At 37.6% G+C, this 23546-nt stretch carries 20 protein-coding genes; 7 read left to right on the top strand and 13 right to left on the bottom strand.

Annotated features, from left to right (window positions below):
* Window positions 1-31 precede the first annotated feature (31 nt).
* From LKL37_RS03925 to LKL37_RS03895, 7 genes are all read right to left on the bottom strand, one after another.
* Window positions 32-301 carry a hypothetical protein gene (locus LKL37_RS03925; RefSeq protein ID WP_105703052.1) on the bottom strand — a complete coding sequence of 90 codons (270 nt, stop codon included), beginning with the start codon at window positions 299-301 and terminating at the stop codon, window positions 32-34.
* A gap of 136 nt (window positions 302-437) precedes the next feature.
* Complete coding sequence (locus tag LKL37_RS03920; protein ID WP_431609291.1) at window positions 438-1778, bottom strand: S41 family peptidase; 1341 nt, start codon at window positions 1776-1778, stop codon at window positions 438-440.
* Between the two features lie 6 nt (window positions 1779-1784).
* Window positions 1785-2528: a hypothetical protein gene (locus tag LKL37_RS03915; RefSeq protein ID WP_431609290.1), complete on the bottom strand. Its 744-nt coding sequence runs from the start codon at window positions 2526-2528 to the stop codon at window positions 1785-1787.
* A gap of 176 nt (window positions 2529-2704) precedes the next feature.
* Complete coding sequence (locus LKL37_RS03910; RefSeq protein WP_431609289.1) at window positions 2705-3628, bottom strand: T9SS type A sorting domain-containing protein; 924 nt, start codon at window positions 3626-3628, stop codon at window positions 2705-2707.
* A gap of 76 nt (window positions 3629-3704) precedes the next feature.
* On the bottom strand, window positions 3705-4997 hold the full coding sequence (locus LKL37_RS03905) for a hypothetical protein (protein ID WP_089690915.1): 1293 nt from the start codon (window positions 4995-4997) through the stop codon (window positions 3705-3707).
* A 314-nt stretch (window positions 4998-5311) separates the two neighbouring features.
* The gene (locus tag LKL37_RS03900; RefSeq protein ID WP_431609288.1) at window positions 5312-8599 is read right to left on the bottom strand and encodes a TonB-dependent receptor domain-containing protein; all 3288 of its coding nucleotides are present in this window, start codon (window positions 8597-8599) and stop codon (window positions 5312-5314) included.
* A gap of 51 nt (window positions 8600-8650) precedes the next feature.
* Window positions 8651-9607 carry a FecR family protein gene (locus tag LKL37_RS03895; RefSeq protein ID WP_431609287.1) on the bottom strand — a complete coding sequence of 319 codons (957 nt, stop codon included), beginning with the start codon at window positions 9605-9607 and terminating at the stop codon, window positions 8651-8653.
* A gap of 242 nt (window positions 9608-9849) precedes the next feature.
* Here LKL37_RS03895 and LKL37_RS03890 point away from each other — a divergent pair, with 242 nt between their 5' ends.
* Entirely contained in the window at window positions 9850-10476 is a 627-nt protein-coding gene (locus LKL37_RS03890) for an RNA polymerase sigma factor (RefSeq protein WP_431609286.1), read from the top strand.
* Window positions 10477-10607: 131 nt separating this feature from the next.
* Here LKL37_RS03890 and hxpB read toward each other — a convergent pair whose 3' ends face one another.
* The gene (gene hxpB, locus LKL37_RS03885; protein ID WP_431609285.1) at window positions 10608-11255 is read right to left on the bottom strand and encodes a hexitol phosphatase HxpB; all 648 of its coding nucleotides are present in this window, start codon (window positions 11253-11255) and stop codon (window positions 10608-10610) included.
* Between the two features lie 43 nt (window positions 11256-11298).
* Entirely contained in the window at window positions 11299-11919 is a 621-nt protein-coding gene (locus LKL37_RS03880; protein WP_431609284.1) for a helix-turn-helix transcriptional regulator, read from the bottom strand.
* A gap of 194 nt (window positions 11920-12113) precedes the next feature.
* On the opposite strand from LKL37_RS03880, the gene LKL37_RS03875 reads away from it, so the two are divergent.
* From LKL37_RS03875 to LKL37_RS03860, 4 genes are all read left to right on the top strand, one after another.
* Entirely contained in the window at window positions 12114-12740 is a 627-nt protein-coding gene (locus LKL37_RS03875) for a superoxide dismutase (protein WP_431609283.1), read from the top strand.
* Window positions 12741-12763: 23 nt separating this feature from the next.
* On the top strand, window positions 12764-13264 hold the full coding sequence (locus LKL37_RS03870) for a DUF2480 family protein (protein WP_431609282.1): 501 nt from the start codon (window positions 12764-12766) through the stop codon (window positions 13262-13264).
* Between the two features lie 4 nt (window positions 13265-13268).
* Window positions 13269-13835 carry an NADPH-dependent FMN reductase gene (locus LKL37_RS03865; protein WP_431609281.1) on the top strand — a complete coding sequence of 189 codons (567 nt, stop codon included), beginning with the start codon at window positions 13269-13271 and terminating at the stop codon, window positions 13833-13835.
* Between the two features lie 222 nt (window positions 13836-14057).
* Complete coding sequence (locus tag LKL37_RS03860) at window positions 14058-14408, top strand: 4Fe-4S dicluster domain-containing protein (RefSeq protein ID WP_431609280.1); 351 nt, start codon at window positions 14058-14060, stop codon at window positions 14406-14408.
* A gap of 111 nt (window positions 14409-14519) precedes the next feature.
* On the opposite strand, the gene LKL37_RS03855 is transcribed toward LKL37_RS03860, so the two are convergent.
* From LKL37_RS03855 to LKL37_RS03845, 3 genes are all read right to left on the bottom strand, one after another.
* Window positions 14520-15467, bottom strand: coding sequence for a ketopantoate reductase family protein (locus tag LKL37_RS03855; RefSeq protein ID WP_431609279.1), 948 nt, complete (start codon window positions 15465-15467; stop codon window positions 14520-14522).
* Window positions 15468-15531: 64 nt separating this feature from the next.
* On the bottom strand, window positions 15532-16113 hold the full coding sequence (locus tag LKL37_RS03850; protein WP_431609278.1) for a Crp/Fnr family transcriptional regulator: 582 nt from the start codon (window positions 16111-16113) through the stop codon (window positions 15532-15534).
* Window positions 16114-16329: 216 nt separating this feature from the next.
* On the bottom strand, window positions 16330-17991 hold the full coding sequence (locus LKL37_RS03845) for a DUF4041 domain-containing protein (RefSeq protein ID WP_431609276.1): 1662 nt from the start codon (window positions 17989-17991) through the stop codon (window positions 16330-16332).
* Window positions 17992-18219: 228 nt separating this feature from the next.
* Between LKL37_RS03845 and LKL37_RS03840 the strand changes: the two genes are divergently transcribed.
* On the top strand, window positions 18220-18975 hold the full coding sequence (locus LKL37_RS03840; RefSeq protein ID WP_431609275.1) for a helix-turn-helix domain-containing protein: 756 nt from the start codon (window positions 18220-18222) through the stop codon (window positions 18973-18975).
* A 27-nt stretch (window positions 18976-19002) separates the two neighbouring features.
* Window positions 19003-20163 (top strand): FAD-dependent oxidoreductase, encoded by a 1161-nt coding sequence (locus tag LKL37_RS03835; protein WP_431609274.1) that lies wholly within the window; start codon window positions 19003-19005, stop codon window positions 20161-20163.
* A 115-nt stretch (window positions 20164-20278) separates the two neighbouring features.
* On the opposite strand, the gene LKL37_RS03830 is transcribed toward LKL37_RS03835, so the two are convergent.
* Entirely contained in the window at window positions 20279-23314 is a 3036-nt protein-coding gene (locus LKL37_RS03830; RefSeq protein ID WP_431609273.1) for a reprolysin-like metallopeptidase, read from the bottom strand.
* Window positions 23315-23546: the final 232 nt, after the last annotated feature.

The following is a 23546-nucleotide window of genomic DNA, read 5'->3' as shown; positions in this document are numbered from 1 at the left end:
TAAAATTAACCTATAAACTACATCTCAGGCATTATTTCTGTCTTGCCTTTCTTCTAAGCTCCCGCAGTCTTGATGTGAGTTTTTTTCTTAAATCATTATGATATTCGCGGTAGTTTTTGATGCTGTTCTCCAGATTCTTTTTATTGAGCAAATACTCATCATACAAATGTCTGAGCTCTGAAATCTGATTAATCACCTCCGAAGGCTGGCTTTCAGGATCTTCCGCAGCTTCTATCAGCAGACGGTAATATTCAACGCGGCTGGTCAGGTTCATGTGAAGTTTTGGTTCTATTCCCTGCATGATCTTATTATTTTATTGAGTTCTTGAATGGGTAAAAGAAAAAAAGACTTTTGCTTTTACTATTCGATATATTATTTTTTACTTTTATTATTAATGATCAACCTGTTTCAGGATAATAACCCAATGAGTTCTTTTTCTATTTCTCCATCATAACCGGAGGTACATCACTCTGATATAAAATCTTAACATTTCCATTCTTTTCCTGAGCTGCAGATTTAAAATAACCTCCGTTCAGGGCAGAAGAAATAAGAGTTTCGTTAGGATCACCCAAAGGCAATAATGGCAAACCGGAAAATTCATTGACGTTGAGCTGCGGGGGAATTCCATTACTGTATTCTCCCGTTCCGTTGGCGTTAAATACTTTATAGATTACCGGATGAATCTGCCATGAAATTTTTCTGGGTTTACGCTTGTCTTCCACTACAAATCCAGCCATATCTTTCCCTAGAGTAATGTCTCCTACCTGAATGACCTGCATATAGGGTTTCAGATTGTTAACAACTATTTCAGCTGCAGATGCTGTACTGTTTGATGTCAGAATAAACACTTTCTGTAATCCCAATGCATTCGCACGTAAAGTTGTAAAATCCAAAGCTTTTGGATCATAAGCGATTTGCTGGGCAAATGTTCTTTTTACTTCACCTCCATTTTTATTTCCTTTAAAAACAATGAATGGCGATCCGGATGATAAACCTGAAGGAATCAGCGAACAGAGTGCAGCAGCAGATGACACAGAACCTCCATAATTGTAGCGAAGATCAAGAATCAGTTCCTGGACTCCGGCAGCTTTCAATTCTCCAAACTTTTGGTTCAGCGTCTGAGTCATTCCGTCAGGAAAGTCATAAATGTACAGATAGCCTATTTTTTTACCGTTTTTTTCAAAAATTTTAGATAAAACAGGCTGTTCAAAAGAAAAACCATAGTAAACCGTGATATTTTTCTCATCGGTAATAGCTCCGTTCTGCCATTTCCCGACCGTAAGTTCTACAACAGTCTGATCTTTAATAGATGAAGCCATTGTTTCGGCATTAGCAGCCGTCATTACTTTTCCATTAACTTTTGTGATGATCATTCCTCTTTCCAACCCTGCATTGAAGGCCGGAGAATTTTGAAGAACCAGCTTTACCACAGTAACAACCTCATTATTGGCGAGCTGAATAACCGTGTAATCAAAACCGTACATGTTCCTTATAGAACGTGGATAACTAGAAGAATCTTCCGTATTCACCATAAAAGAAAACCGGTCCTGAGAAGACAGCAGACTTTTAAAAAAGTCTTTTACAGGAAGCTGATAATTTGGCTTTGCCGGCATCTGATCTGCCCAATAATAATACCGTTTCATACTGTCCTGAACCCATAGATTTACAGATTCTGTGCTTCCTTCCGGAAAAACGGGCGCGCTTTCGTCATTATTATTCGTACACGAAATGAGAAAGACTAAGAGAGCAATGCACTGAAGTTTTAAAAAGTTTTTCATACGCAATTACAGATATTCAGCGACATCAATATCTCCTTTTACGGCCCATTCTCCATTTTCCATTTTTTCCTGAAGAACTATCATATTGGCACCTGTGTGTTGTTTTATTTTCACCTGAATCATTTTAGATCCTGCATAAGGTTCTGTAGTTCCCGGTTTGTACAGTTCCAGATATACAGGAGTTGTGGAGCTGTAAAAGTTATAGATTTTCACTGCTGTAAAATTATCTTTCCCGATGTTGTCAAATTCTGCCAGTACAACTCCATTATCTCTTTTCAAAATACCTTTCACATTTTTCAATGAAGTTCCGGACAACTCGCCCAGATTAGGAAAAATAAATTCAAAACCGACTTTCCCAAGATTAACCTGAGGTTTTACGGCGTAAGTCTGTAAATAAATTCCGGGAAGATTAAAAAAGTTTAGGGTTTTAAAATCATTTATATTGTCATATGTAATATTGTATTTTGCTATTTCAGCGCCTGTTTCATTGTTATAGACAGACAGTTTGTTAGTTTCTCCCTGATCCAGTACAAACTGAAGCTGGGTTTCTATTTTATTGGTATAGGACGTTTTTCCGTCAATGGATACAGGCTGTCCGTTAAACCTCAGCTGAAGAGCATCAGGCTTGGAAAATCCTTTGATATTAATCTCTCCGGGTTTCTGTACTTTATCATACAACTCCATTGTATTATTGTCTGTACATGAAAAAAGTACGGTAAAAAATAGTAGTAATGCAAAGATTTTATTCATCCTTATTTAATTATTTGATGGTAAAACTTAAAAATATTGCCCAGCCCATCAGCCGGGCAATATATAATTATAAAAAAACTAGTTGGATATGTTCTGGATAGCATTTTTCAGGTGCTATCCATTATTGTATTTTAAATTTCTGGTGTTTCTAAAGTCAGTTTCTAAGGTCAGAAGAATTATTTTTTAATGAACTTCAGCCTTTCTGCAGTCTTTCCATCTGTAATTTCTGCGATATAAGCCCCTGAAATAAGCCCTGCTATATGGATAGCCTTAGAATACTGAGTGGTAAGTACTTTCTGTCCTGCTGCATTGTAAATATTCACTACAGTTGCATTTTCTTCCAATGCCGGGTTAAGCTGCAGCTGTAAAGATTCTTTTACCGGATTTTCTGCTATTTGTGTTACAATTTTGTTTCTTTTTACATCCTTAGTTCCCAAAAATGCTGTAGCATAGATTCCTATTTCATCAATATTGATATTCTGGATATTATTTCCGCTTGCTTTTCTGTTAGCCCACATTCCGATATAGATTTTCTTCCCCGCAAAAGCAGAAAGATCTACAAGGGATTGTACAAACTGGGTAAGATCTGCCGGAAATGGATTGGCTGAGTCTCCTACCTGTATTTTATAAAGACTCTGAACGTCATTACCACCTGCATCTACTGTCATGGCCTGAAAATCCGCTAATGTAGGAACCTCTTTCTGCGGAGTACTTACATAGATAAAAAGGTCTCTGGCAACAATGGTATGGGTAGTTCTCTGCCTTCCGATATTCGCAGCTAAAGTAACTGTACCTGCAGTGTTGGTAAGATCAATCTGAGGAGAAATGATCCAGTCATTTTCTGTAGTAAATCCTGTAGCATTACCGGTTGGTACCACACTGATAGAATGACGAAGAACGCCTGTGGTTCCATAGGTTAAAGTCGTTCCATTGTGGTAGATATTCTGTCCCTGCACCCATCCGTTACCGTTGCTGTTCAGATCATGGAACGTCCATCCCTGTAGGTCAGCAGGCGTATCAAAAGAATTTCCCCAAACCAGAGTCTGCGCTGCAGCAAGGTGGGATAAAAACAGAACAGATGATAAAATTATTTTTTTCATAATGCTGATTATTAATGTTTTTGAAGTAAAAGCAAGGAATCAGCATGTGCTGTTCCCTGCTTTTTAAAGTTTTTTATTATTCTACAATCGTGAAATTGTATTTTGTCCAAAGTCCCTGGAAGTTTCCACAGTTTCTTGGAGATACATTCCAGCTTCCTTCGTTGAAGAATGGCTGGCTCATACCCCATAGAGATGCAGGAGTTCCAGTTAATAGGTTAGCGGCAGGGATTCCTGCTGTTCCTGTTCCTGTAACAGAAGTATTAAATCCGTGGATCTGGATGGTGTTGTATGCTGAAGCTGAAGAAAGTTCAGAACCTGTACCTTCTACTTTGATTCCCACAGGATATCCTGTCACTACAGCGTTATTCAATGTTAATCTTCCGTGTCTTCTGATGTGGATACCATTTTCATACAAAGCACCCTGAGTAGAGTTTTTAGTACCAATGATCGTAAGATTGTTGATAACAGGGTGCGTCAACAATGATGTAGAAGAACCGTCTGCGTTGTTATCAAGCTCGATACCGTTAGAATCCGGGCTTGATCCACTAAGACTGTGCGTAGAATTGTAATCTGCCAAAGCAAGAGCACAAGTGATCGTTCCTGTATATCCGTTATCAAAGTCGAAGTTATCATCATCCGCAGCGAAAGAAACAAGATTTGACGCGTTTACAGTACCTCCAAAGAATTCAAAAGAATCGTCTTTTCCAAAAGATACCTGGATATGATCCAAAGTAGTTCCGTTACCAACACCTCCTAAAGTAAGACCGTTGATTTCGTTTCCTGAGTTTGGAGCTAAAAGATCATATCCTGCGAACTCAATACGTACATACTTCAATGTTCCTCCGTTGTGAGAAGCGTTTGTACCTCCGTAATAAAAATCAGGACCAGATAATCCTTCAATTGTTTTTGTGAAAGGAGTGTTTGTAGGAGCGTCTCCTAAGATGATAACACCTCCAAAATCACCAGGAGCAGCCGTAGTATCTTCATTTCCGTCTAACAATTTGTAGCTTGTGAAAATGATTGGCTGAGCTTCTGTACCTGCTGCGTTGATTTTTCCTGTTTTAGCAATTACCAAAACTCCTGTAGCTGTATTGCTCGTGTTTGGCTTAGCTTTAATGAATGTACCCGGCTGGATTGTTAATGTAGCACCATCTTTTACGGTTACAACTCCATCTAATTCAACTACACCACTCCATGTAGTATTTGTAGTAATAGCACCACTAACGCTGGTTACCGGAAGAGCCGAAGCTGTAAGGTATTCAGCAGAAGTAGATTTCATATCGAATGGAGATGATGAATCCGCCAGTTGATCGTGTTGACAAGCTGTAAGAGATAATGCTGCCACTGCAATTAGAGTTAGTCTTTTCATTGTTATAATTTTTAGTACAATCCGGTCGTATTATTTTTTATACCAGATCAGTTTTTTAATATTCAGGAATATCTTCCTCTCTATTCCTTCGATTTGTTTTTTGGTGTTCATCCCATCTCCGCAGGAGGAGCTGCATTGCGGGAGTTCCCATGAGATCCATTAACGCCTGAGAAAAGCTGTTAACGTCCGGTTTTTTTCTTAACTGTACTGCTGTGCGCATCATCAGTATTTCTTCAGTCTCTGATCAGGTTCCCGAAACCTGTACCCTTCTATCTAAGAGCTCTTTTTATATAATAATGTTTGGTGTCTTATTTTTAAAAAGTATAGTTCACACTCAGGCTGAACATTCTTCCGCTGTACGCCCGAAACATGATTTTATCAATATTTTTATCATACTTGTCTGTTGCTCCGGGAAGAAGATCCCAGGCTTCTCTTTCCGTACCTACATTACTTCCACCTCCATTTTTTGCCGCGAGATAAGAATTAAAGTTGTTATAATACTCCTTTACCCTGTTGAAGAGGTTTCTTACATTAAATTTCACCTCAAAGTTTCTGTTACGAAGAAATTTATAAGAGATCTGGGCATCTGCCACTGCATAAGGACGTTGGATTTCCTCTCCTTTGTACGCATATCCTACCGTGATGTACTGGTCTCCTTTTGCATTATACAAAAAACTCATCCCAAAACGGGTTCCGTCATAGACCAGTCCAAGATTGTAAGCATAAGGTGTTTGTCCGTAAAGCGGTCGTTTTACTTCGTAGGTATCGTCATTATCACCCGTTTTATACAGGTCTTTAAAAGCCACTACTTTCGTATGGTTATAGGTAAAATTTCCGCTTATAAAAAGTTTCTCCAGAAAAGTTCCGTCAGCGATAAAGCCTAAGCTTTTTCTTACTTCTGCTTCCACTCCCAGCAGCTTTGCATTTTTTGAATTTCCGTTGTATAAGAAAAGATTTCCTTCACTTGAAATATGACCTTCACGTTCAATAGGCCTGTCAATATCTTTGTAATACAATCCTGCAGAAAATATCTCACCAAGCCCTGGAAACCATTCAAATTTGAAATCATAATTATTGATTACTGATGAACTTAATTCTGTATTATAAATCAACCCATTAGCAATAGGATCAAAATAGGGCAATCCTGTTCTCTCATTAAATTGAGGACGGATAACAGATTTGTTGTAGGCAAGCCTCAAGTTAATTTTATTGGTAGGACTGTACGTAAAATTCACGGAAGGCATCCACTGCCAAGGTTTATCGTCTATAGCTGCTCTTATGATGTATTTGGAATCGGAAGGATCCAGCTGCTGGGAAATCATGTCATACTTAAAATATTCTGCACGAAGTCCCCAAACTAATCTTAATTTCTCCCAACGGTTGTCAAACATCAGAAAAACCGCATGCTGATTCACTTCACCTTCATACTTGTCATTTTTGTACAATCCTCTGGTTTCCCAACCAATACCACCCGGAACATAATGGGACCCATTAAACCAGTCAGCAAGAGAACCATACATCGTCAAATAGTTCTTCTCGCTATTCGGAACGTTCCGGTTTTCGTCAACACGAAGAAAAAACTTCTGCTGTTGGTTGGTATTGTTTTTTATAGCTCCGGCATATCCGGTTTTGATGGTATTTTTAAAACTTCCGGCATTCATATCCCATTTCACAGAAGCACCATAGTTGTAATCTGTTTCTCTGTTTTCAATATATCCTCTGTAAAAGTCAGCTCCGGAATTATAGATCTTATGAAAAGTCAGAATTTCACTTCCAATAAAATCATACCGGGTAATATACTGTGTGTAATCTTTGGTATCGGAAGCTACTCCTGTACGGGCTGCAAACCAGCTTACTTCTGCATTTCCTATTTTATGGTTTCCTTCTAATTTATTTTGTAAAAGGGTTTGAAAAATCGGGTAATTGGTATTATCAGTATAAGGTCTGTCTAAATTTTTGATCTGAGCGGGATCATTATTAGGAACAACTCCATTGTAGAAATAATTATAGGCTAATTCTGCATTGGCTGCCATTCCACTTCCGGTTGAATATTCATTCCAGCCTGTTACTCTTGTTAGCGTATTGTCAAAAATATGGGTGTAAGAATTACGGAATGAGATTCTGTTTTTTCCCAATTGAAATCCGAAATTCAACATTCCTGCCAGCGTAGAATTATAGTTGTAGGAAGCTCCGCTGTTTTTGAAATTGTAAAATGGAATCTGTCCGTTCGCATCCGGCATTCCTGTTGTATCCAGCCAGTTACCCCTTCCTGTGTGGTCAATATCCAGTTTATTTTGCTCATTTCTGATAACAAATGCTCCTGCAAATCCCCATTTATTATTGTTTTTAAGAGCATATGTTCTTCCTACTGCCAGCTGTATATTAGAACCCATGTCGCCTCTTGTCTTATAGGTGCTGAAATTGTCGTTGGTAAACTGTTTAGATTGCTCAAAAAATTTGGGATCTGTCCAGTTCATCGCTTCTAATCCTTTGGGAAAATCCCTTGTTCCATCATCATATCCGAAATAATCATACTTTCCGCGCTTACGGGTCAAAAATTCTTTGAATGCTGACTGATCATTGTAAGAAGTTCCCATGGTTACGGTTGTAAAGTTTTCATTGGGAATATCTTTCGTCCTCACCTCCACATAGCCTCCTGCAAAGCTGGCATTCATATCCGGAGTTGCAGATTTGCTTACCACTACACTTTCTACCATTGCGGTAGGAATGATATCAAACGAAAAATTCTGGCTGTAAGCTTCTGTACTCGGCAGATTAATTCCGTCCATTGCAGCGGTGTTCCAACGTTCTCCCATAGATCGTACCACCACATATTTGTTATCAATCGTCGTGATTCCTGTTACTCTTTTCAATGTTCCTCCTACATCGCTGTCGGGAGTTTTGGAAATCTGTTCTGCTGAAATACCATCACTCATCTGTGCCGCTTTCTTCTGCTGGGCAAGGAGCCCTGCCTGGGTATCTGCTTTACGCGCTGCTGTAATTACAACTTCTTTAATATCTGTGATCTTATCAGAAGCTTTGTTTAATGCAAATGAAACAGAGCTGGTTTCTTTATTGCTGACAGATAGTTTTTCAACCCTCAGCGTATTATATTTAGAAGCTTTTATGGTCAGATTATAAGTTCCCGAAGGAAGATCTACTTTAAAATCTCCGTTATTATCTGTTATGACTGTTTTCTGAGCGATATTCACTTCTGCTCCGGTAATAGGATTTCCTACCTCATCCACTATTTTACCGGAAATACGTCCGTTTCCCGGTACTGAAATATTTGAACTTTCATATTTTATCGAAATAAGGTCACCATGCAAACGGTAAACAACAGGAAGTCCATTAGTAATGTCTTTCAGACAATTGTTCACGGAAGTATTTTCGCATTTTATTCCTCTTACCTTCAGCTCTTTAATATCTAATTTGGAATAAGCCAGTCTCATCCCCGTTTTTCCGGCAAATTCTTCTAAAACCTCAATCAACGGTCTGTTGGCAGGTACAGAAAATGTTACTTTCTGAACCAGCTCCTGAGCTTCTGCGGCTACAGTAAAAAATAAGGCTGCTATGGTAATCCCACATTTCAAACTTTTCATACTTAATAGTGTTCTCTTGATTATGATTATTTATTTTTTTTGAATAATGATTTATTTCTTAAGGATATAGGTGTTTTCTTTTTTCTGTACTTCCAGTCCCAGGATGAAGGCCAGTGATTCAATATTTTCAGCAACAGTCCCTCCGGTAAAATCTGCCGTTATTTTTTTGTCTTCGGCCTCCTTAGGATATAAAACCTTTGTGTTATAACTGCTTTCCAGCACCGCAACTACCTCTTTTAAAGGAACATCGTTAAAGCTCAGAGATAATATTGCAGGAACTTTGTTGGGTGAATTTTTCGCTGGTTTCAGTGAAATAACTGCTGTGGTATGAGCAATCCCGAAATTGGTCCATTTCTGATTAGGCTTAAGGAAAGAAACAGGAACACCCGGCGATGATACCGCAACCTTCCCTTCATAAAGATCAACTGCTTTTCTCTTCCCCGACTGTGAGATTTTAAATACCGTTCCCAATACTTTAGTACTGAACCCATCTGCACGAACAATGAAAGGATGTGTCTTTGACTTGGCTACAGAAAAAATGGCATCTCCTTTTAAATCTACAACTCTTGTAGAAGCAGGAAAAGATTTTGCAACGGTCAGTTCAGCACCCGGCAAAAGAGTAACTACGGATCCGTCTTCAAGATGAACAGTTCTGTTTTCAGATTTTGAAAGGTATATATCCGGCTTAATAAACATTGTATAGGTAAAAATGCCTCCTAATGATAAAAGCAGAATGATAACCGCTGCAATTTTATAGAGATGGATTTTAAAGCTTTTTACCTGTTGTATAGAAACAATATCTTTTTGAGGAAAAAAATGTTCCAGCCCAGATAGTATCCTTTCTCTGGATTCTTTAAGGTGAACAATATCCAGATCTTTTTCTGCAAGGGTCTTCCATTGTCTTAACAATTCATTTTCTTTTTCAGAAATAGGATCTTCCGAAACTTCCCGTTCCCAAAGTCTGAAAACAAAGGCTTCAATATTTTTATAGGTTAAGCGTTTTTTCATAGAGTTTTTCATAGTATTCACAGATACTTCTATCTATAAGACTTTGAAAATGAAAAACTTCCCCAGAGCATTCTTAATATTATATTCACATTTACACCAAATTGTTAATAATTTTCGTTTTTTTTCACATTTACTCAACATTAAGATCCAATTTTGGGCTCTTTTTTCAGAAATATTTAATCTTAACATACCCAAAGTTCACAAAAAGTTAATTTTCCTTTAGGTAATTTTGTGACAACAATATGAGCGCAACCGACTATACATTATTAAAGAAAATAAAATCAGGCGACCGCCCTGCATTTATGCTGCTGTATGACCGATACTGGGATAGTCTATATCGCTTTGTTTATGTGCGGACAAGGGATAAAGAAGTCTCTGAGGAAATTCTTCAGAACCTATGGATGAAGATTCTTGAAAATACAGACCTTATACAAACCGATGATACAGAAAGTGCCAAAGGCTACCTCTTCCGCCATCTTCATTATCGGATTATTGATTTTTATAACAGCTACAAAAAAGCACCTCCAACGCTGAGCATTGATGAGTTTGATATTCCGAATGAAATTGAAATCGCAGATTCGGACTATTTTGAAATCCTTGAGGAAAATGAGATCAGTACTTTATTATCGATGATTGATGAGGTTGTTTCTCAGCTTCCTTCCACAGAACAGCAGGTATATGATATGAGAATCCGGAAAAATATGTCTGTGAATGAAACCGCAGAAGCATTGGGAATTAGCAATAAGACGGTAAGTAATAAGCTAAGCAAAGCCTTGGGAGAAATCCGCGAAAAACTGAATCCGGAGTATCAGTCGTCTAAAAAACTGGTTTCAATTCTTTTGCTGATGGAAGTGTTGACGAGGTATTAAGAGGCAAGATTCGGATTTTCGGGATGCAAGATTGTGGCAATGGTCAATTTGCTACGCAGTCAATAGTCAATTTTTACAGTCTCTATTAAATTCACAGCGAAGCATATTCACTATTCACCATTCATCATCCGTTATTCCCTAAATAGAGTCGGAAAATCTGTATTAAAGTCTAAGATTTTAAAGTCTGCAAGGTTTGAATGTATGCTTTCATCATTATTGGTGAAAATTATGGTTTGCATTCCGGCTGCTTTGGCTGCTTTTAATCCTGATTGGCTATCTTCTATAGCAATGCAGTGTTCGGGAGAAACACCCAGATTTTTTGCAGAAGTAAGATACACCGCCGGATGAGGTTTTCCCTGAGTTTCAAACTCTAATGAGTGAACAGTATCAAACAGATCACGAACCTGAAGCTTTTCAAGAACAACATGGGCTACACGCAAAGGAGCATTGGTGGCTAATCCTATTTTGTACTCTTTATTTTTAAGATTTTTAATAAACTCCTGCACTCCAGACATCGTGCAGTCCTTGCTTTGTATCATTTCGATTACTCTTGTGACTACTTTATTTTCTAAGTCGGATGCATCAAAGTTTTCCCACGGAAATCTTTCATACCAGAATTCTGTGACTTCCTGAGTAGTCATATATTTGGTTTGTGCTGCCAGTTCATCTGTAACCTGCACTCCATAGGATGAAAAAACATCAAGCTCTGCCTGAGTCCAGAATTTTTCTGAGTCTATCAGAACACCGTCCATGTCAAATATTACTGCTTTTAAAGCCATTTTCTGAATGATGAATTATGAGTTATGAGTTATAAATGATGAATTATTGGCTGATTTTATACACACAGCGCTGTCCTCCGGAAATGATATGGTCTATCCTTTCTACTTTGTAATCCTTCCCAATCAACGACTGGAAATTGGATAATTCGGCACGGCAAAAACCCTGACATTCTGTTGCTGCAGCGCAGATCGGACAATGGTTTTCAATCAGAAAATAATCTGTACCTTCTTTTTTCCATTCTGCCATATAGCCTTCATCACTACGCACTTTTGCAAGGGATTCAAGGCGCTGCTCAAGAGATTTTGTCTTGGAAAGTATCTTTTCATAGCGGTCATGGGTATTTTTTTCCCGGTCACTAATTAATAGATTTAAAGCATTTTCTCCCAAAAGATTTTTTACGGATTTCAGAATCTGAACCGTTACATCTGCATGCGTATCCGGAAATTGAGCCAATCCTTTCTCTGTAAGAATATAATAAGTGGATGGACGACCTACTCCTTCGCTCTTCACTGAAGACCGGATCAATCCCTCCTGAGCAAGATTCAATAAATGCTTTCTTGCCCCTTCTTTGGTAATCGACAATTCTTCAGCAATAAGAAGCGATGTAGCCTCCCCTCTCATCTTTAAAAACATCAGAATACGATCTACAGCCGGCTTCTTCATTTGACAATATTTAGGTTGTTTTATTTTCCAACAACAAATATAGTCATTTTCTATAATTTCAAAAACAAGAGCTTAAATTAAACATTTACAATACTTTATTAATTAAAATCACAAAATACATAAAACAACTAAAAAGTTGTTTTATTAAAATATATTTCTACCTTTGTCATACATTAATCAAAAAAATAAAGACGATGAACCCATTTACATTACCACAATTACCTTATGCTTATGATGCTTTGGCTCCTTTTATAGATAAAGAAACAATGACTATTCACCACCAGAAGCATCATCAGGCTTATGTAGACAATCTGAATACTGCACTGGCACAAACTGATGAAGTCAATCCGGATCTGGATTCCTTACTGCAAAGAATCAGTGAATACAGCCCTGCTGTAAGAAATAATGGTGGCGGTCACTATAATCATTCTTTATTCTGGGAAATTCTTTCTCCTGAACCTAAACTTACTCCTGAAGGGATGCTTCATGATGATATCACAGCCACTTTCGGAAGCCTTGAGAATCTTAAAGCAGAAATGAAAAAAACAGGTTTAGCCCAGTTCGGTTCCGGATGGGTGTGGCTTTTTGTGAAATTCAACGGATCACTGGCGATCAGTTCTACTCCTAATCAGGATAATCCGATGATGGATATTCTTTCGATGAACAGAGGTTTCCCGATTCTTGGAATAGACATTTGGGAACATGCTTATTATTTGAACTATCAGAATAAACGTGCAGATTATCTGGATGCTTTCTGGTCCGTACTAGATTGGTCTGCTGTTGAGAAAAAATATGAAGAGGCTTTGTCAAAAGTAAGATAATTAACACTGAATGTAAATAAACTATGACTGAGGAAAATTTTATCAATAAAGCAAAGGCTTCAGGCATTATTGCCCTTGACCTCTCAGACTATAAACCGACTACGGAAATTGTAGAGCTGGATATCAAAGATCACCTTTTCATGGGAATTATTGTGAGGGAGAAAGAGTTTAAAGAATCAATTGCTGCGGTGGATTTTTCTGTATATAACGAAAAAGCAGTAGGAATCATCTGTTCTACGGATGCCATCATCCCGCCCTGGGCTTATATGCTGATTATGGAAAAGCTGTCTCCTTATGCTTCCTATGCTGATTTAAACAATGCAGAAACCATTCTGCTCGACCTTTGGAAACGCCGTCTTATCTATGCTGATCTGAAACAGTACAGAAATCAGAAAGTAGTTGTTCGCGCAAGTACGAATCATGACCCTGCATTGTATTTATTAGCAGCAGGATTATTGAAACCTTTGGTGAAAACACTGATGTACGGTGAAATAGGATTACCAAAAGTAATTTTTAAACAATAAAAAAATGAAAGCTATCATATTCAACGGATCTCTGGAAAGAAGGACTTTATCTACTTCCGGACTTATTTCAGATTATTTTTCAGAACATCTGAATAAACTGGGAATTCAAACCAATATTTTTACGCTTGCAGACTCTGGTATCCCTTTATTTGATGTCACTCTCACCAAAACTCCTTTGGCAGTAGAGCGCATGACTCAGATGTTCACGGATGCTGATCTGCATATCTGGCTGGCTCCTCTTTACCACGGAAGCATTCCAGGGGTAATGAAAAACTGTCTGGACTGGCTTGAAGTGACCTCCAAATGGCACGAACCTTATCTTACTGATAAAACTGTGGGCTTGGTATGCTGGGCTGATGGTTTGCAGGCGATGCAGGGAATCAACGCCATGGATTCTATTGCCAAATCATTGCGTGCATGGCCATTACCATTCAGTGTACCCATTGTAAGATCATCATTGTTTGCTTCAGACAACTCAACTGAAATTTCAGATCTCTATTCCGGTAAGTTTAACAAGCTTATCAGCATTGCAACCTCTAAAAAAATTGAAAACCTGAATTCTTCAATTTAATACGACCAGCAGATTAGCCTGCCAGATTCATCTTACAACCCAAATGGATAGATTATCTGTAGAAATATTGTAAACTAATAAGTTAAAAATAAAAATTAGCACACTTTATGCTGCTTATTTTCAAAGAACAGTGTTGAACTGCTGTAATTAAGTTTAGCAGGGATTTCTGAACCGTCCGACGTTGAAGAAATCCCTTTTTTAAACCCTTTAAATTCAAACAATATGGCTATAAAAATAACAGATGCCTGTATCAATTGTGGAGCCTGCGAACCTGAATGCCCCAACTCAGCCATTTACGAAGGTGCTATCGACTGGCGCTGGAAAGACAAAACAAAACTTTCAGGACCTATAACATTTCCTGATGGTACCGAAGGTGATGCCGATACTTATCATCCGGCTGTCTCGGATGAAGTGTATTATATCGTATCCGGAAAATGTACGGAATGCAAAGGGTTTCATGATGAACCACAATGTAAAGCGGTATGCCCGGTAGACTGTTGTGTGGATGATCCTGACCATCGGGAAACGGAAGAAGTGCTATTGGACCGGCAGAAATTCATGCATAGTGCTTAAACAGTTCGTTTGTGAAGAAGAAACCAAAGAATTAAAAATTTCTATCTTTTATATTTAATTTCAATAGAGGCGGGTTTTAACCCGCCTTTTTCTATTTCTTTTCATTCGGCTTTAGCCTAAACTTATTTTGTTTTTAATCTCAGAGTAGATTTTTTGAGTAAAAGGTGTTTCTACACCCACTTCGGAACCATATTTTATAATGGCACCTGCAAAAAGTTCCAGTTCGTTATCTTTCTTTCCCGAATTGATATCAAGTTGTAAAGAAGTAGGAGTTTCATAAGGAAAAGTAGAGGCTTTTTCGAAAGTTGCATGAACAATATCTTCCTGAAGATCAATTCCTTTTTTGGCTGCGATGAGTTTTATTTCATTCATAATTCCAGCAGCTTCATCGTTTTGTCCTTTATCATTACATACCGCTCCCATAGACGAATTATGCTTGGCTGTTACCAATCCGAAACTCGCAATGAATATAAATTTCGTCCAGATAGCATTCATTGAATTATCTTTAAATTCAAACTCTATTTTACTTTCGCTTAATACATCTGTAACCCATTCCACCAGAGTAGAAAAATGCTCAGGATCTCGTCCCACAATTATTTTACCGGCATTTCCTTTATGTTCTACTATTCCTCTTTCCTTAATATGAGAAGCTACATACACACAGGTTGGAAGAACAGTATGATCTGGAATTATGGTACGGATTCTATCGTAGATATCTGCTCCGTTCATCATCGGAAGCAGTATGGTGTCTTTGTTAATGACTGGCAGTAATTGCTTGCAGACATTTTCAAGATCATATTCTTTTACACAGATCAAAACCAGATCAGGATTTTTGATATCACTGATGTTCTGCACAATAGCATTAGGATGAGTCTGTGGATTGGAATGCTCGGGAGACAGTAAGGTCAATCCGTTTTCTTTTACTTTCTCATAAGTTTCTCCGCGGGCAACAAAAGAAACAGTATATTTTCCGGTAGCTTCATTGATCTGATTTATTTTAAAACCAAAATAACCGCCTACACCACCTAATCCTACTACAACAATATGTTTTTTGTTCATGAAATTATTTTTAAGCAAATATCAGTGATGATCTTTGAACTATCACTTGACAAATGAAAAGAAATTACAGTTTATGAATATCCCTTCTGATCCGGCTCAGAGAACTGTCTTTTATTCCCAGATAGGAAGCAATCACCTTCAAAGGAACATGCTGAAAAATATCTGGGTCTTTCTTCATCAGATTAAAATATCGCGTGGAGGCCTTCTGACTCGCCATTTCGATCAGTCTGTCATGAATATTATAATAATTAAGAACAAAAAGAAGCCTGCTGAATTCTCTGAATTCGGGAATATTATGGAAATTATGCTGTACATTTTCCAATCCTGTTTCCCAGAAAACACATTCCGTCACAGTTTGATATATCTCTTTGGTAGGCTGCTGTTTGAAAAATGACAAAAAATCGTTTACAAAACACGGAGCCCTATAAATATTGGTGGTAATCTCCTCATTATCTTCATTTAATATATACGACCGTACATAGCCTTTTTCCAAAAAGTACGTTTTGGTACTGATGGCATCTTTATCCAACAAAACAGTATTTGCCTTTAACTCAAAATGACTGAATTTTTCAGTAATTTTTTCAACCACTTCAGTTTTAATACTGAATAAAGAATGAAAGTAGGTATTAAGTGATGATTTGTCCATTAGGTATTGTCCTAAATCTATTTTAAGCTCTAAAAGTAGCAATAATTTGTGGAAGTCTGGTTTATCAGAAATTGTAAACCATCCCCGTCAAAAATTCTTTGAATTTTCGCCACCCCTCCGGAGGAGGGGAATTTTTCACATCATACGAAATGATACTTATAAAATACAAAACCCTTTAAACATTGGGCTTAAAGGGTTTTTATTTTTGTAGAAAAGTTATTCTTCTGAGAGAACTTCATCATAAGTAACAGGATCTGTAACTTCCTGATATTGTTCCCATTCTGCTTCAAGCTGTTTATTCGTTTTCATATCTTCTTCAAGCTTCAAAGTTTCACGGTACTGTTTTGCTTCTGCTGCAAGTGTCCATTTGCAAGCAATTCCCATAGAATCAATATAGTTTCTGACATCATGAATATTCAACTTAAAAAACTCTTTTCTAGGATTAATTTTATTAAGCTGACTTTTCAAAAATTTCTTGTGAAGCTGTTTTTCTAATGCGGGAGCATCTTCAGCATATATCATGGCATGAACATCGAACTCAAAAGGGACACTTGCATCCCCAAGCTCACGAACACGGTCTAAAGGATCCAAACGTCTTGTCATACCAATTTTATAAACATCTTCTCCAAATGAACCGATATTTGAAATAATATATACATTTCCGGTTCTGGTCTGCTGTGCCATTGAGATTGCTCTTTGATTTTTCTCTTCGGCCTGGGTAAGCTTTTGCTGTAATTCTTCAAGCTGCTGCTGAAAAAGTATTTTTTGCTCCTCATTAGCTCTAACTACCTGAGATTCGGCTTTCTCAATCAGCCTTTTTAAAGTCTGTTCTTCTTTTTCTGCCTCTTTGATTGCTTTTTCATAATCTTTACGTGCTCTTTCTTCTTCTCGAATCTGCTCACGAATTTGTCTTTGCTCTTCCTGTTCCTGCCATTTCAACTCCTGGGCAACTACAGCCCATCTTAATTCTTCAACTCTCGCACTATGGTATATTTCGGATATTCTCGCATTTCTAAAAGCCTGTCCATTAAAATTAACCAATTGGAATGCATCATCCATCTTTTGTTTCAGAATCCCAAAATTATCTTTCTTTACAGACGCCAAAATAGAATCTATTTTCCCGTTATAGGCATCAATAACAAAATCAATAGCTGTATTTCTTCTTGATTCATCCATATAATCACAAATACCGGCCTGTCTGCTTATAATCATAAGCTTATTATTTTGTCTGAGTTTTTTAAGATTATCACCTGCTTCTTTGTGGCCAAAATCTTCTGCCAATTCATCCAATAAAGTATATGTTGGTATCAGATATTCATTACCATAACCTTGAATCACATTTTTCATTGCTTTTATTCTATCAGCAATCTGATCTGCTTCTTTTAAACTTCGATAGGCATCTCCACCTATTGATTCTGCCCTTACTTCTGCATTTTCCACAATACGCTTAGCTTCATTCACAGCATTTTCATACAGTAATTCTATTTCTCTGGATTTCTTTTCAGTGATTTCCTTTACATTTCTACGAATTTCCCGTGCCTGGCTCTGTGCTTCTGAAAGTTCCTGACCAGCTCTTTCTTTCAATCTCAGACTATCTCTTTCAGCTTTTTTAAGAAGATAATCACATTCAACTTTAATATCAATAATATCCTGATACTTTCTTAATGAATCATTGTGTTGTAATACTTCAGCTATTTTTTTGCTTAAAGTAATCTTATCAAGCTGTAACTTAGAAACCTCTACTTTCAACTGGTCATTTTCTCTTTTTAGGTTGGTAATCTGAGCTTCTTTCTTAAGGGATTCTTTTTTAAATTTTCCAGATTTACCAAATGCATAAAGCATCAGTATAAATAAAATAATAATTAATAAAATTGCCATACTTAAAATTTATGATTGAGGCAATATTAAATAAAAAGAATGGCTACAACTTACGGAAAACCATAATTTAAAGGGCTTTATATTTTAAATGTTCGAATTTGATAGCCTAAGACTTTTAATAAGAAAGATTTATTATTAATTATCACGATGAGTTTTACAGGACTTGGCAATCTATAGCAAATTTTGTAATTTTCTTCATTAAAAATAAGTCTTAAACGGACCAACATTATGGATATTGATTTCACTTATAACTTTATCGAACCTGAAAAAGAGCTCGCGGATTTTGTTGAAAATCTGGGAACTTTTCAGAATCTTTCGGAAGAAGCTAAAGAAGTGGTGATTATTCCTGACGGAAGAATTGATTTATTTTTCTCACAGTCGGCATCAGAGCCTTTTCATATTACCCTTCTCGGACTGGAAACTTATCCTGAACAAAGGTATATTGCTCCACATACAACTGCCTTTATCGTCAGCTTCAAACCTCTTGCTGTGGAGTATATTTTAAATACCTCCATCGCAGACTTATTGAATATCGGAAAAGAACTTTCTCATGATTTCTGGAATTTTAAAGCTGAAGACTTAAAGGATTTTAATCATTGCTGTAAAAAGGCAATTCAAAAAATAAAAGAGCTGCTTCCTCAAAGGGTAGATGAAAGAAAACGCAGACTTTTCGAATTGGTTTATACCTCAAAAGGCGAAATGAGCGTACAGGAACTTTCCGAAAAAACAGGCTGGAGCAGCAGACAGATCAACCGTTATTTCACCAAACAGCTTGGCTTGTCATTAAAAGCCTACTCTACTATTTTGCGTTTCAGAACATCATTGGAACACATTGCACAGGGAAGACTCTTTCCGGAACTCAATTATACCGATCAGAATCATTTCATCAAAGAAGTGAAGAAGTTTTCAGGGGTTGCCCCCAAAGAATTATCTAAAAACAAAAACGACCGATTTGTACTATTATCCGTATTGAAAGGAAAATAAATTTGCATTGTAAAATTTAAATTAACAATGCTGATAGAAAATAAATCAATAGCAATCGTTGGTGGTGGTCCTTCAGGACTTACACTGGCAAGACTTTTACAACTGAAAGGTGGAGACGTAAAAGTATATGAGAGAGATTTCAATAAAAATGCGAGGGTACAGGGTTCTCCTCTTGACATGCATGAAGATTCGGGGTTGGCAGCTATACGCAGGGCAGAACTTCTGGAGGAATTTAAAATGACTTTCCGTCCCGGAGCAGACAGAACACTGATAATGAATGAAAAGGCTGAAGTATTTTTTAATGATCATGAAACAAAGCCTGAAGAAGATTTTGGACATGAGCATTTCCGCCCGGAAATAGACAGAGGCCCGTTAAGAAATATGCTGCTGGACTCTCTGCACCCTGAAACGGTTGTCTGGGACAGTCATTTTCTCTCCATGGAACGTCAAAGTGAAGGCTGGCTGCTGCATTTCAAAAACGGAAATTCTGCGTATGCAGATCTTGTTATTGCCGGAGACGGAGCCAATTCCAAAATACGCCCTTATCTTACTGATATTAAACCTGTTTACTCAGGAGTTATCATGCTGGAAGGGAATATTTCAAAAGAAAATGCACCTCAGATTGATGCTTTAATCAAAGGAGGTAAAATAATGGCATTTGGAAATTCTCAAAATATTTTGCTGGGACAGAAAGGCAACGGAGATCTGGGATTTTATGTAAGCTTTAAGGCTGACGAAAACTGGGCTGCTAACAGCGGTCTTGATTTTTCTGATAATACTCAGATGCTGAAATGGTTTCAAACAGAATACTCAGAATGGAACCCTGTCTGGGAGGAACTCTTTAAAAATGCAAAAACTCCTTTTATTCCACGCCTTATTTACTATATGCCTTTGGATCAGACATGGGAAGCCCAGTCTAATGTAACACTAATAGGTGACGCAGCCCACGTAATGCCTCCATTTGCAGGAGAAGGTGCTAATATGGCGATGCTGGATGCCCTTGAACTGAGTGAACATTTAACAGACAGCCGTTACAGTACTTTACAGGAAGCTATTTCGAGCTACGAGCAAACTATGCGAAAAAGAGCCGCGATCGCTACGCAGGAATCCCTGGAAAACGGAGAACGTATGCATTCGGAAAAATCATTAGCCACTATGCTTGATTTTTTTAACGGTCATCTGGCTTAATCATCATCAAAAATCAAAAGGCTGCCTTCTATTGAAGACAGCCTTTTTTCCCTCTTGAAATAATTCTTTTTTCTCTCCGTTTTTAGATCCTGATGTGGAGATTCATTCGTGCCATTTATTTTTTAATTAATTTGGTGTTGTAAGTATTTTTCTCATCTTTTATTGTAATGACATACACTCCTTTTACCAAAGAAGCAACATTGATTCTTCCTTCAATCTTACCTTCCTGAACAAGTCTGCCGTCTGCACTGTAGATTTTGTAATCTGCTTTACCTTTAAGGTTTTTCACTTCTACAAATGTATCTGCAGGGTTAGGATAAATAGATACATCTGATGATTTTGTGTCTATTGTTTCTCTTACAGCAAGATTAGCATTTTCCGAAATTCTTACAGAAAAATCTCTGAAAGATCCTACAGAAACGATTCCTCCTCCATTTACAGGTACAGTAGGGCTTCCACAAGGTCCGCTAGCTGCATTAAAGAAAGTACTTGCCACTCTCATTCTCAATAATTTATCGCCGGAATATGCAGTGTCAGGTACCGTAAATGTTACATCACCATCACGAAGATAAGCTTGAGCAGCGGCAGCATAGAAAGGAAGAGCTCCATTAGTTGCCACTTTTTCAGAGCTTTCGAATACTCCGTTTCTGTTATAATCTATCCAGATTTCAAGCCAGTCATTATAATTTCCTCCTGCAAGGTTTCTAAAGGTTGCTGTGTATTGAGTACCTTTTGTTAAGTTCACAACTTTGGTTGCATCTTCACTAAAGTCAAGGTATGTTTTATAAACATCCACTCCGGAATATACGTAAGCAAGATTAGATAATGTCAATTTTACAAGACCACTATTGAAGTTTCCGCCATTTCCTCCTGTAGTCATTAAGCAATAATCTGTACCTGTTCTCAAACCTTTCGTTTTGAAGGCATAATTAGTTGAAAACGCTCCTGGAACACTATTTACAACAGCAGCCACCTGTACTTCATAATTGGTTTCATCTTCCAGATTTGATAACAATACCGAATTTGCAGTGCTTGTTGTGTTCGACCAGCTTGTTGTCCCAACTTTTCTGTAATTGACAGAATAAGTGGCACCCGGCACCTTATTCCACGATATTCTTGCAGTTGTTCTGAAAACTTCTGTAGCTGTCGCAGAAACTCCTGTTGGAGCGGCTGTAGTAGAAGTAGGAGATATTCCTACTGTTACAGCAGGAGATACAGCATAGAAAATATTACCTATTGCCGATAGTCTTAATTTAACAGTACCAGTTACATTAGCAGGCATTTGTGCTGTATAGCTTCCGGTATTGGGTGTAGAGGCAGTCAAATCTGTCCATGTGGTTCCGTTATTGGTTGTATAATCTATTTTTACAGCGGCTACGTTATAAGGAGCGTTATTGGTGTTTGCAGCATCCCAGGTAATTGTATTGGATGCATCATTATATAACACTGATGTTGCTGTAAGCCCGCTGAACTTGAAAGGTCCGTCATTACCTACTGTTACTACTGTTTCAGCAGTGGAAGTCATTGGTCTTACTGCGTTTTGGTCTCTTACTGTTACTGCGTAATTCAATGTTCTTGGGATATAGGAAACAGTTTCCCATACCTGCTTGTCTGTCAATACACCATTGACCACTGTTTCCAGCTTAGGGAAATATCTTCTGCTATTAGCTGTTCCCGGCAATGATCTAGCGATAGCTCCTTCTGCATTATAACCCCATCCGCTATCTCCTGAAATGGAATTCCTGTCTCCTACACTATTATATTGTTCCCATGTATAATTAACCGGATCACCTTCTGCATCTGCTGCTACAGCGTCCAGATAATAAGCAGTTCCTTTAGGAATAGAATAATTAGCCAGTGGTGTAATCACTGGTGCTGTATTATTTGCGATATCAGCAGCAACCCCACATCCTATTTTGGATTCTAGATTATTTAATACCTGAGAAATAGATTTATAATGGAAATATCCATCCATATTTGCCTGGATATCATCTTGTGTAATTCCCGGGTATCCCATGATCGTTGTTCCTCCCCAAGGCTCTACATTGGCTCCTGAAGCTTCTGTTCTCATAGAGAATGTATGGTTGGCACCCAACTGATGTCCCATTTCGTGGGCTGCCATTAAATCAAATACTTCTCCTACAGGATCAGGGCTCATTGAAAAAGCAGATCCTTTTGCTAAAGAAGTATTCGTTGCAGGATTGGTACAAACAATTCCTATTCCTCCGGCGTTTCCATTTCTGCTTTGCCCTGCATTGCGATGAAATACGTGCCCGATATCATAATTAGCATTTCCTACATCTGCTGTAAGTTTTTGCTGTAACTGTAAGTTTAAAGACGGATCAGTTGGAACAGCCTGAGGGGTATAAAAATCAGTAGCAGGATCAGTATAAATGATTCCAGGAAGATCCAGGACATTAAAATGAGCTCCAAAATCTCTTTCAAAAACCCCATTAATCCTTGTCATTGTATTATTGATGGCAGCAACAGCTCCGGCAACTGTACCTCCATGAAATTGTGTATATTCACCGGTAGCAGCCATAGCCATTCTGAAAGTTCTGTATTTGGTGTTCGTAGGTCTGTTGGTAATTCCTACATTGGAAAGCATTTTTTTCCCGTTTTCCACCAGCTTATCAATATCTTTAAGATCATGGTCCGAATCACATTCAAAACCATGCATTCCTCCTTCTTCTTTTGTTTTGTAGAAAACTCCATAAGTTTGTTTATCTGTACTTATTGGTTCTATAAACTGGAATATGCCATCTTTGATAATCATAGACTGCATATCACCTGGAGAGGTACTGAATCTTAAATATTTAGATGGATCATCTATTCCTACTCCTACATAAGACCCTAACTGATATCTCTCTGCCAGAGACTTATCCATTACAGGATTGCTGTAAACAGAAAATTTCTCAATCTTTCCTTCAGCCGTAGGTAAGGAAATAATAACAGGTCTCGCGTTTTTCCCTGTTTCTTCAGCATTTTTAAGCAGTTCTCTCAATGACTTCAGATCTACTCTGTAAGAATGCTGTACTTCTACACCTTTTCGTATCTGTGAAGTTCTTTGAGTTGTAGATTCCCATCTTTGGGCATTGAAAACAGTAAAACAAGACGCTAATGCGCAAACTAATAAAATTCTTTTTTTCATAGATTTATTTAAGTTATTTTGGGGAGTTTATTGAAAAATACAATTCAATTTCATTTTCTTCCTTGAGTCATATCTTATCAAGATTCAGACAATTATTATCATAAATTCAACAAAACGAAACTTATTATACAACATTCACAACAAAACTCCCTACAAAACTTATATATTTTGAATAAAAAACAAAAAAAGATGGTACTACACAGATACAACCAGATTATAATCAACTAAATAT

Origin of the sequence: Chryseobacterium sp. 'Rf worker isolate 10', from assembly GCF_050753305.1 — a bacterium.
In the GTDB taxonomy this organism is placed as follows: Bacteria; Bacteroidota; Bacteroidia; order Flavobacteriales; family Weeksellaceae; genus Chryseobacterium.
This window is presented reverse-complemented; position numbering and strand designations above follow the sequence as displayed.